Origin of the sequence: Cyclobacterium qasimii M12-11B (genome assembly GCF_000427295.1) — a bacterium.
GTDB lineage: Bacteria > Bacteroidota > Bacteroidia > Cytophagales > Cyclobacteriaceae > Cyclobacterium > Cyclobacterium qasimii.
The window spans coordinates 43,512-54,186 of the sequence record NZ_ATNM01000052.1 but is presented as its reverse complement, the minus strand read 5'-3'; the positions used below and the strand labels follow the sequence as shown (position 1 = coordinate 54,186).

Below are 10,675 nucleotides of genomic sequence, written 5' to 3'. Positions count from 1 at the left end.
GTATTATTCTCAAATGCGAGAATTGAAGGATGGTTATCCTTAGAGATACTAAGGTTCAGGATTATTCCTATATAGGACATAGTTCTAATTTTTTACGAACTAACATAGGAAAATTTTGTTCCATTTCTAGAAATGTTAACTGTGGTTTGCCATCTCATCCTACTCATTTTATTTCTACTTCACCTATTTTTTTTAGTCCAAATAATTCTACTGGAACTAATTGGGTTAAAGGGGATAAACTATATGATGATTTACCATCTCCAATTAATATAGGAAATGATGTTTGGATAGGTATGAATGTCAGTATCACTAGTGGTATAAACATAGGTGATGGTGCTGTTATCGCTGCTCATTCTGTAGTAACCAAAGATGTCCCTCCTTATTCTATTGTGGGTGGAGTTCCTGCTAAAATTTTAAAATATAGATTTTCTTCTGATATAATAAACCAACTTCAAAAATCAGAATGGTGGAATAAACCTGATCAATATTTAAAAGATAATTTAAGTAATTTTCAACATAATATTGATCACTTAGACGATATGAAAATTTCGTAAATTTGATTTTTTTTCTTTTAATTAATCAGCCCTATGAATATTTTAGTTCTTACTTCTGTTTTCTATGTACCCGGAAAAAGTAAGGAGTATAACACGAAAATTGTTAATTATTTTATTAGTGAATGGGTTGACCAGGGTCACTCTGTAATAGTTGTTTATAATAAAACAATATTCCCTAAGCTTTACTATCTTTTTCCTGAAAAAGTTTATGATTTCATTGAAGGGCATTTAGGTTTAGTGATAGATAATAAAGATGCCATTGACGGGGATATTAATATTTATAAGGGTGCGACAGTTATAACATTACCTATGATTAAATATTTTCCACATGGTGTTTTTTCTAAGAGTACCTTAGATAATCAGATTTCTAAAATTAATTTTTTTTTAGAGGAAAATAATTTTATTCCGGATGTTATTTTGGGACATTGGGATAAACCCCAACTTAATCTTATTCCTGAATTGAAGAAAAAGTATAAATGTAAGTCTTCATTGGTTTTTCATAGTCCCTTAAAGGATTTTTCTACTTTAATGGAAAGGAAATTAAATAGTTTTAATTCTATTGGATTTAGAAATGCTTCCATTCTGGAACAAACAAAATCTAAATTTGACTCCCTCAATAATACATTTATTTGTTATTCTGGTATTCCAGATTCATTATTTATAGATAATGAATCTAATCCAAAGTCTTTTTCAAACAAGATTTCTAAACATATTTTTGTCGGAGGTTTAATTAAAAGAAAATTCCCACTTCAAACATTACAAGCACTTATAGATTTAAATAAAGATTTCACTTTTGATATAATTGGTCAGGGATCTGAATTTAAAAAAATTCAAGATTTAATTCAAATTAATGAGTTAGAGAAAACAGTGATTTTACATGGAAGGATTTCCAGAAAGGAAATTATTTCTAAATTTAATATCGCAGAATGTTTTACCATGATAAGTAAAGATGAAGCTTTTGGTCTTGTTTATTTAGAAGCAATGTCTTGTGGTTGTATTGTAATAGGCGCAAAAAATGAAGGAATAGATGGTATTATCATTCATGGAATTAATGGTTTTCTCTGCGAAGCTGGTAATGTCGAAGAACTTGTAGGTATATACCGTTATATTGATTCTTTAAGTATTAATGAGCTCCAAAAGATATCAGATGCAGCCTTTACAACTTCTAAAAATTTTACCGATTCAGAAGTAGCAAAACGTTATCTTCAGATTTTTAATTAATACTAGTATTAAAAGTTAAACTTCGATACTATTTTTATAAAATATTTAAGCTCAATATTAACTATTAAATTTATTTTAAATTGAAAATCAGCTTAATTACCGTCACCTATAATTCAGCGAAGACTTTACAGGATACGATTTCTTCTGTAGCCAAACAAGTTCATCCTGATGTCGAATACATAATTGTAGATGGCAATTCAAAAGATGGCACGGTGGCTATTATAAAAGAAAATGAATCTACCATTAGTAAATGGGTTTCTGAACCGGATAAGGGTATGTACGATGCCATGAACAAGGGTATAAAAATGGCTACTGGAGATGTGGTAGGTATTTTAAATTCGGATGATTTCTTTTTTGATGCCAATGTTCTTTCTAAAATTGCCGCGGCTTTTAATTCCCCTGCCACTGATGCCATAATTGGAGACATTGTTTTTGTAGATGACAAAGATGCGGATAAAATTATCAGGAGGTATTCGGCAAAAAAATGGAAACCCTCTAAATTTGCCTGGGGATATATGCCTCCTCACCCTTCTTTCTTTGTAAGGAAAGCGTTTTTTGAAAAGTTGGGACCGTATAAAACGGACTATAAAATTGCTGCCGATTATGAACTGCTCATTCGCTTTTTTCTTAAGGGAGGCTTGCGATGGAAATACTTGCCTATCGTTACTACCAAGATGCGTATGGGGGGGCTTAGTACTCAAGGTTTACAAAGCCTGATCACCCTGAACAAAGAGATTGCACGAGGATGCAGAGAAAACCAGGTGTATACCAACCTTGCCATGATCTATTCTAAATACCTTTTCAAACCTTTTGAATTTATTTTTAAGTAGGGGGTACCTTTAATAATCAAAGGGCCTAAATCTTTGCATTTTGTTGCCTTAATTACAATTTTAAAAAGTTTAGAATAATATCAGTTGGAGAACAAAGCTACAATTAAAATGGATAAAAATTCATCCTTCCTCATTACCGGTGCCAGTGGGTTTGTGGGACAAAATCTTTTGAGATTTCTACAATCTAACGGAATTGAAGACATTCTCTCCCTTTCCAGAGCTGAAAATTCGGAGAATGGTAAGAGCTTGTCTTATGTTGGTTTTTTTGAAGAGGCCAACACTTCAGCTACTCATTATGTTCACCTGGCAGGGAAAGCACATGATTTGCAAAAAACAAGTAATGATCAAGCCTATTTTGATGTCAATTATGGCCTGACGAAAAAACTGTACGATAAATTTTTGGCAGATCCAGGCGCTAAAAATTTTGTTTTTATTAGCTCTGTCAAAGCTTGCGCAGATGAAGTAGAGGGTTGGTTAACAGAAGAAAGTACATGTGATCCTGTTACGCCTTATGGTAAATCCAAGCTTCAGGCAGAAGATTATATTTTAAAGCATCTTCCTTCTGACAAACAAGTCTATATCCTTCGACCATGTATGATTCATGGCCCTGGAAATAAGGGTAATCTTAACTTACTCTTTGCATTTGCTAAAAAAGGCTTGCCATTTCCCTTAGCGGCATTTGACAACCAACGTTCTTTCTTGTCAGTGGACAACCTTTGTTGGGTAATATTAAAATTGCTTTCAAAAGATATCCCATCAGGAGTTTATCAGGTAGCAGACGATGGCACTTTTGCCACCAATGATTTGATTCGATTGATGGCCGTATCCCTTGGTAAGAAAGCAAGGTTATGGGCAATACCAGCCTCATTAATAACTGCCGCTGCAAAAGTAGGAGACAAGCTTCATTTACCCCTTACTTCTGAACGGCTTAAAAAGTTGACGGAAAGCTATAGGGTTAGTAATACTAAATTAATAACTACTATCGGTGAGGCTTTACCAGTTACAGCCGAGGATGGCTTAAAAAAGACTTTTAAGGCCTTCAAATAAATACAATGCCTTGAGATTTCATTATCGCCACAGATTTCGTTTGGACTGATCTGTGGCTTTTTTATTTGTCAGTATTTCTAATGCCGATTTTTTTTAAAGTTTCCTTATATTTGCCCTTCCAAAACCAAATTTTTATGTACTATTTCATTGTTTTTCTATTGCTTTTAGTTGCCCAGCTGCTTTATTTTTTTATCGCCAAAAAATTCAGCATTATTGACAAACCCAATGAACGCTCATCACATACCAAACCTACCATACGTGGGGGAGGAGTCGTTTTTGTGTTGGCAGTTATTTTGGCCTGGATACTGGGCGTAGCCACCTGGCCGTTGGCCTTGGGTATTTTGCTGGTAGGTATTGTTAGTATGGTGGATGACATTCGGCCACTGCATCAATTGCCAAGAATTTCGGTGCATCTATTGGCTACGGGATTGTTGATTTATGACATCAGTCAGGGTACATCACTGGGCCTTTGGATTCCGGTATTGTTTTTCCTATTGATAGGCTGGACCAATTTGTTCAATTTCATGGATGGGATCAATGGCATTACCGTCTTATATGCCCTGGTTACTTTGCTTACCTTTTACCAACTTCCTGCTTTGGCATCGGACCAAGAACTGATCGTTCTTGTTGGTATATCTTGCTTGATTTTTGCCTGGTTTAATGTTCGGAAAAAAGCCAAGTCCTTTGCTGGTGATGTAGGCAGTATAAGCATGGCTATGATCCTTGGATACTTGATGATCAAGCTGGTTTTCATTACCCAAAATCCTTTTTATTTGTTCTTCTTTAGTCTTTATGGGATTGATGCTTGCATGACCATTTTTATCAGGCTTTCTAAGAAAGAAAATATTTTTAAGCCTCACCGAACACACCTTTACCAGTACCTGGTAAACGAAAAGGGTTATTCGCATTTGTCGGTCTCAATTTCCTATGCGGTTCTTCAACTGATGATTAATATTATTTGGTTATACGGCATAGGGATGGAAGAGATTCAATGGCTAGCAGGATTGATTTTTGTAGGCATTTTAATCCCAGTTTATTTCTTTTTACGTAGATATGCTCATCCTGCGAAAATAAATTTGGATCCCTCTTAATTTTTCCAATTAATAAAATATTTCGAAAAATTATTTTAAATTAGGAAAAATGTAGGTTCAATAATCAAAAGTGTAATTAAATTTTGACGGTTTAAAATAGGATATTTAAGTCCTTTAAGTTGGAAAAAAACCTTTTGGTATTGTTTATGATTCGCTTAGATTTGTCTTCTACTCTATTGTGAAGGCTGCAGCAAACATTTAAAAATGACTAAAGAAAAAGGGAACATTTATTTATCTTCTCCTCAATTTACTGGGGAAGAAATTGAGTTTGTACAGCGTGCTTTAGATCAAGAAAATATTGCTACAAATGGGGTTTTTATCAGGCAGTTTGAAAAAGCCATACAAGAACGATTTGATTCCCCCCATACGGTAGCCCTCAATTCAGGAACATCTTCCATTCATCTGTCCCTTCACCTATTAGGGGTGGGCGCAGGAGACGAAGTGATTTGCCAAACTTTCACCTATATAGCTTCTACCAATCCGATTTTGTATTTAGGGGCTAAGCCTGTTTTTGTTGACAGCGAAGAAAGTACTTGGAATATGTGTCCTGAGAAATTGGAACAAACCATAAAAGACCGATTGGCTAAAGGGATAAAGCCCAAAGCCATTGTCGTTGTCAACCTATTTGGAATGCCAGCGAATTGGCCTGAACTCATAAAAGTTGCCCAGTTGTATGACATACCTTTGGTCGAGGATGCCGCAGAATCTGTTGGCTCTAAAATAGGGGATAAGTTTACTGGCACTTTTGGTGACCTTGGCATTTACTCCTTTAATGGAAATAAAATCATTACCACAGGAGGTGGTGGCGCCCTATTGACCAACAATAGGTTTTGGGACAAAAAGTCACGCTACCTTTCCACCCAAGCAAAATTAGATTTCCCTTATTTTGAGCACATAGAGATGGGCTTTAACTACAAAATGAACAATATTTCTGCGGGTATTGGTCTGGCCCAATTGGGGGTGCTGGAGGATAGAATCCAGAAAAGAAGAGATATTTTTGCTTATTATAAAAAGAATTTAGAGTTGCTTCCTGGAATTTCGTTTTTGAAAGAACCGGAAGGTTATTTCTCCAACAGGTGGTTGACTACTATGATAATTGAGCCTGATACAACAGGTTTTAAAGCTAGTGAATTGAGGGAATTCCTTCTAAAGGATGGAGTAGAATCCAGGTTTCTATGGAAACCCATGCATTTGCAACCTATGTATAAAAACGCCCCTTACTCGGGAGGCAACATAGCCGAAGATTTATTTTTAAATGGCATATGCTTGCCAAGTGGCTCGGCATTGACCGAGCAAGAACTTGATAGAATTATCAACGCGGTTTTTATTTTGCACAAAGAGGTGGTTCTGAAATCAGAGAAAACAGTTTAACTGTGAAATCATGGGCAAGCGCTTTTTTGATATCGTTGTTTCCTTCGCTTTGCTTCTCGTTTTCATCCCGGTAATGTTGGTCATTGCTGTATTACTTTTTTGGAAGTATAAAGGCCAGGTATTTTTTATTCAACCTAGAACAGGCAAAAATGGAGTGATTTTTAACCTGCTTAAATTCAAAACCATGTCTGATGGTCGTATGGCCGATGGTACCCTGTTGGCAGATGAACACCGATTGACCCCTATGGGTGCTAGCCTAAGAAAAACATCTTTAGATGAGCTGCCTCAATTAATTAATGTGTTGAAAGGGGAGATGAGTCTTGTAGGACCCAGACCCTTGCTTCCTGAATACTTGCCCTTGTATTCACTTGAACAGAAAAACAGGCACAATGTATTGCCTGGAATCACTGGCCTTGCTCAGGTAAAAGGTAGAAACAATATCGATTGGAAAACAAAATTTAAATATGATGTTTGGTATGTCAGAAACAGGAATTTTTTCCTGGACCTGAAAATAATGGTTTTGACAATCAAGCCTATCCTTAAAAGAGAGAACGTAGACTTTCAAAATGCTGTTAGCACAGCGAAGTTTACAGGACAATAACTGCAACCATAAATTTTAATTTTACATGTATATTTTTTGGCGCTTCAGGGCAAGCTAGAGCAATAATAGATATTTTAGATCCAGCTGTGAAAATAGCTGGTGTTTTTGATGATGATGCTACCATCAAGGAAATTCTTGGTTTCGAAGTAAGTGGACCTGTTCCTGATTCCTTTGTATTTGATCAACCCCTGTTTATAGCCATTGGTAATAACAAGCGCAGAGAACAGTTGTTTCTTAAATTTCAGGAGAGAACAAGCTTTGGAACAATTGTCCATGAATCCGCAATCGTTAGTAAGCGCTCTTTTATAGATGAGGGCACTGTAGTGATGGAAGGGGCTATCGTGAAAGTGAATGCTACCATAGGTAAGCAGGTAATAGTGAATACCAGTTCTTCCATTGACCATGATTGTGTAGTTGGAGATTTTGTGCACATTGCCCCACAGGCCACTTTATGTGGCGGTGCTCAAATTGGTGAAGGCACTTTGGTAGGCGCAAATAGTACAGTGCTACCAGGTGTTAAGATCGGGAAATGGTGCACTGTAGCCGCTGGTGCTGTAGTAAGTAAAAACTTAGCAGATGGAGCTACTCAAATTGGTTACAGTTAATTTCATTTTTTCCCTCTTATAAATGGCCTATTCTATCCAAGAATTGGTAATTAGGTGAGAAACTATTCGCCTGTTTTAACTTGCAAAGATTTCAAGGCCTACCAAGAACATTTGTTTTAATCCAATTCAGTGAATTGAAAAACGCTTCAATTAAATACCTTATATTTGCAAGGAATCATTATAGGATAAATAAATTAAAAGTTTGGTTTGTCCTATCTATTTAGTGAATAGTTTTAATTAACAGCTTAATATATTTCTTGAAATTTTATTGTTCTGTTCAGCGCCAAACCCCGTTGAATAGACGGTATTCTTTCTTTAATAATAGTAACTATTGACTGGTGGTCTTTATGCAAACTCATAACACTTCCGTCAATAATAGGTAAAGCCTTTTCATTATCAGGTGGTTTGTTTGAAAAAGGTTTGATCCTTCCCTCTGGATCCAAGCCTAAACCAGCACCCTTGTTAATATAGCTGAAAATGCCTGGTCCTGGCCAGGGAAAATGTAAGCAGTTCATTTGCAATTATAAAGGCAAAGAATAAAAGGTGGCTTCAGTATGTTTTTCTTGAAAATAGTGGAATTGGTTGTGGCGTAGCCATGCCTTTTTTGCTAAATTACTTTGTTGATTTATAGATTATCGCTATTAAGTGTTGGTTATAAAAGGATTTATAGGCTGCATGTAATTAATTTTTACTTATAGCTTAATTTCGGTATATTTATTGCTAATTGTTTTGTTAAAATTTTAATTGTTTTGGAAAAAGTGCTGAATTCAAAATTAAACCCACTCAAAAATTTCCTAAAGAATGATAAACATATCCACCCTTTGTTAATTCTATCGGTGGATATTTTTATTGTTTTTATTTCTTTCACCTTCGCTTTCCTCATCATTGGGGGATTTGGATTCGACCAAATGGAGTTTGTTCAATACATTCTAGCGACGGGTTGCTTTTGTGCCATTGCCCTGCCTGTGATTTATTTCTCCAAATTGCATACAGGACTCCTAAGGTATTCCAATTCAACAGATCTATTCCATATTTTTATTGCGGCATTGGGTTTCTCATTGCTATTTGTAGGTTTTTACTATGGCATTGGGCATCGATGGATTTCCTTAAATTCCAGTTTCCTGATGCTGGTCTTGTTGGTTAATTTCTTCATTGTTTCTACTTTACTGATTGCTTTCAGGCTTTTGGCCAAAGCCACTTTTTTGGTACTCATTAGTAAAATGTCCAATAGGTCTGTTCATAGAGTGCTGATTTTTGGATCCGACCAAAATGCCGTTTTGGTAAAACAGGCGCTGAGCAATGACCCTAACATCAATTACATAGTTGAAGGCTTTATAAGTACCGATAGGAGCATGCTTAATAATTACCTGGTACAAAAGAAGGTATATCATATAAAGGAGCTTTCCAGACTGAAAAAACAAAAAGACATACAGGAGTTATTAATTACCAATGAAAATCTTAATGGGAGAGACAAACGAGTAGTAATCGAACGTTGTATCCGTCTTGGTATTAAAGTATTTACCATACCACCTGCTAAAAATTGGCTTTCAGGTGAATTACCAAGTAAGCAAATTAAAAAGTTACGTATAGAAGATCTTTTGCAGCGGAAACCAATTGTCATTGACCAAAGCAAAGTTAAAAGTGATCTTGAAGGCAAAAAGGTTTTGGTGACCGGTGCTGCGGGGTCCATTGGTTCGGAAATTGTTCGGCAGGTGCTTTCTTATAAACCTTCTTTGTTAATCATGTGCGATCATGCTGAATCACCATTGCATGAGATTCAATTGTCCATGGAGGATGAATTCCCAGGTGCCAAAATGGAGGTGGTATTGGCAGATGTCAGTAATTATGAAAGGATGCACAAACTTTTCAATATTTGCCGCCCCCAAATTGTCTATCATGCTGCCGCTTACAAGCATGTACCAATGATAGAAAATAACCCATTTGAAGCCATATCTGTGAATGTAGGAGGTACCAGAAACATTGCTGACCTATCGGTGTTTTTAAGGTTGATAAGTTTGTGATGGTTTCTACGGATAAAGCGGTAAACCCTACGAATGTAATGGGTGCTTCTAAGCGATTGGCAGAAATTTATACCCAATCCTTAAATGGTCAGGAATCATGTGAAACCCGGTTCATAACGACACGTTTTGGGAATGTGTTGGGATCCAATGGTTCAGTGATACCTCGATTTCGGTCCCAGATTAAGAATGGTGGACCAATTACGGTTACCCATCCAGAAATCACAAGGTATTTTATGACCATACCTGAAGCGGTACAATTGGTTTTGGAAGCAGGGACCATGGGAAAAGGGGGCGAGATTTTCGTATTTGACATGGGTAAGCCTATCAAAATTGTAGACCTTGCCAAGAAAATGATTCAACTTGCAGGTTTGGAGGAAGGCAAAGACATTGATATTGTTTTCTCGGGGCTGCGACCTGGAGAAAAACTATATGAAGAGTTACTTTCGTCTGCTGAACTAACGCAACCTACCCATCATCATAAGATAAGCATTGCTAAAGTACTCGAATATCCTTATTCAGAAGCAAACGTCGCTATTAGTGAGTTGTTGGTGATAAACAAACATCATGACAATTTGGCGGTGGTACAAAAAATGAAACAAATAATTCCAGAGTTTCTTAGCAAAAACTCCATTTATGAGGACTTAGATAAGACCATCTAAGGGGAATCAATAAGACCGGTTTTTTTCCAGTTAAAATCTAATTAAGGATTTAAATATTGATAGTGGTTATATTGACATAAGGGTCATTCTTCCTACTTCACTAGTCCAAAAGAAAAACAGTATCCTACTCATGTTCGACCATTACTCAATGGTTAGACTTCAATTGATTTGTTGATTATAGTTGCTGATTTTCCTAGAACCATGCTGACCAAATCTTAAAGTAGACTTGAATTTGTTTTTTCAATTCGTTAAATTATTGATTAATTTTTTAACGAATTGAAAAGTTTTCAAGGGATCAATTTTGTTTATGTAAAGTCAAATTAAGGTTAACTGTTTTTTTAAGGGGATAATTCTGAACTTAAAAAGAGATTTTTTTACCCCAAATCATATTTTTTTGCTTAAAACGTATTTTTTATTTTGTCATTTTCCCATTGAGAAGTGCAATAATTGATGTTTGAAAAGGAGAAATTGGTATAAAAGTGAAAATTCGGTTCAAATTGAACGATAAAAACTAAGAATTGTCTGGATTCAATTTAAACTGGTAATAGTGCTTTTTAAGGAATTTTACTATATTTGAGGACTTTATAAGAGGGCTTAAAATTTCTTAAATTTTTCTAAGTGGACATTTTATAAGGTATGAATTAAGCAGATTGTTTTTCAACTCATTTTAATGAA

General features: G+C 35.6%; 10 protein-coding genes. All 10 read left to right on the top strand.

Translation table 11 applies throughout. The annotated features are described in order from the left end of the window. Positions 1 to 29: 29 nt before the first annotated feature. The 10 genes from ADICYQ_RS29275 to ADICYQ_RS29265 all read left to right on the top strand — a co-directional run bounded on the left by ADICYQ_RS29275 (position 30) and on the right by ADICYQ_RS29265 (position 10,000). Positions 30 to 554, top strand: a complete 525-nt coding sequence (locus ADICYQ_RS29275) for a CatB-related O-acetyltransferase (protein ID WP_020893058.1) — start codon at positions 30 to 32, stop codon at positions 552 to 554. Positions 555 to 587: 33 nt separating this feature from the next. Beyond that, positions 588 to 1,775, top strand: a complete 1,188-nt coding sequence (locus tag ADICYQ_RS04935) for a glycosyltransferase (RefSeq protein WP_020893057.1) — start codon at positions 588 to 590, stop codon at positions 1,773 to 1,775. An 80-nt stretch (positions 1,776 to 1,855) separates the two neighbouring features. Further along, complete coding sequence (locus ADICYQ_RS04930) at positions 1,856 to 2,605, top strand: glycosyltransferase family 2 protein (protein ID WP_020893056.1); 750 nt, start codon at positions 1,856 to 1,858, stop codon at positions 2,603 to 2,605. 108 nt (positions 2,606 to 2,713) lie between these two features. Then, entirely contained in the window at positions 2,714 to 3,652 is a 939-nt protein-coding gene (locus ADICYQ_RS04925; RefSeq protein WP_040414630.1) for an NAD-dependent epimerase/dehydratase family protein, read from the top strand. 134 nt (positions 3,653 to 3,786) lie between these two features. After that, complete coding sequence (locus ADICYQ_RS04920) at positions 3,787 to 4,743, top strand: MraY family glycosyltransferase (RefSeq protein WP_020893054.1); 957 nt, start codon at positions 3,787 to 3,789, stop codon at positions 4,741 to 4,743. 204 nt (positions 4,744 to 4,947) lie between these two features. Continuing rightward, positions 4,948 to 6,114, top strand: coding sequence for an aminotransferase class I/II-fold pyridoxal phosphate-dependent enzyme (locus ADICYQ_RS04915; protein ID WP_020893053.1), 1,167 nt, complete (start codon positions 4,948 to 4,950; stop codon positions 6,112 to 6,114). A gap of 10 nt (positions 6,115 to 6,124) precedes the next feature. Beyond that, positions 6,125 to 6,715 carry a sugar transferase gene (locus tag ADICYQ_RS04910; RefSeq protein WP_020893052.1) on the top strand — a complete coding sequence of 197 codons (591 nt, stop codon included), beginning with the start codon at positions 6,125 to 6,127 and terminating at the stop codon, positions 6,713 to 6,715. Then, on the top strand, positions 6,712 to 7,320 hold the full coding sequence (locus ADICYQ_RS04905; protein ID WP_316929263.1) for an acetyltransferase: 609 nt from the start codon (positions 6,712 to 6,714) through the stop codon (positions 7,318 to 7,320). The genes ADICYQ_RS04910 and ADICYQ_RS04905 overlap by 4 nt, the downstream gene beginning before the upstream one ends. Before the next feature lie 821 nt (positions 7,321 to 8,141). After that, positions 8,142 to 9,341, top strand: a complete 1,200-nt coding sequence (locus tag ADICYQ_RS29270) for an SDR family NAD(P)-dependent oxidoreductase (RefSeq protein WP_262485361.1) — start codon at positions 8,142 to 8,144, stop codon at positions 9,339 to 9,341. After that, positions 9,341 to 10,000, top strand: coding sequence for a polysaccharide biosynthesis protein (locus tag ADICYQ_RS29265; RefSeq protein ID WP_020893047.1), 660 nt, complete (start codon positions 9,341 to 9,343; stop codon positions 9,998 to 10,000). Before ADICYQ_RS29270 ends, ADICYQ_RS29265 begins: the two co-directional genes overlap by 1 nt. The last annotated feature ends 675 nt before the right edge of the window (positions 10,001 to 10,675 follow it).

What these genes read in the sequence shown, in the direction of transcription:
- ADICYQ_RS29275 (WP_020893058.1), top strand. Translation starts at nt 30, where the DNA reads ATGGTTATCCTTAGAGATACTAAGGTTCAGGATTATTCCTATATAGGA.
- ADICYQ_RS04935 (WP_020893057.1), top strand. Translation starts at nt 588, where the DNA reads ATGAATATTTTAGTTCTTACTTCTGTTTTCTATGTACCCGGAAAAAGT.
- ADICYQ_RS04925 (WP_040414630.1), top strand. Translation starts at nt 2,714, where the DNA reads ATGGATAAAAATTCATCCTTCCTCATTACCGGTGCCAGTGGGTTTGTG.
- ADICYQ_RS04920 (WP_020893054.1), top strand. Translation starts at nt 3,787, where the DNA reads ATGTACTATTTCATTGTTTTTCTATTGCTTTTAGTTGCCCAGCTGCTT.
- ADICYQ_RS04915 (WP_020893053.1), top strand. Translation starts at nt 4,948, where the DNA reads ATGACTAAAGAAAAAGGGAACATTTATTTATCTTCTCCTCAATTTACT.
- ADICYQ_RS04910 (WP_020893052.1), top strand. Translation starts at nt 6,125, where the DNA reads ATGGGCAAGCGCTTTTTTGATATCGTTGTTTCCTTCGCTTTGCTTCTC.
- ADICYQ_RS29265 (WP_020893047.1), top strand. Translation starts at nt 9,341, where the DNA reads ATGGTTTCTACGGATAAAGCGGTAAACCCTACGAATGTAATGGGTGCT.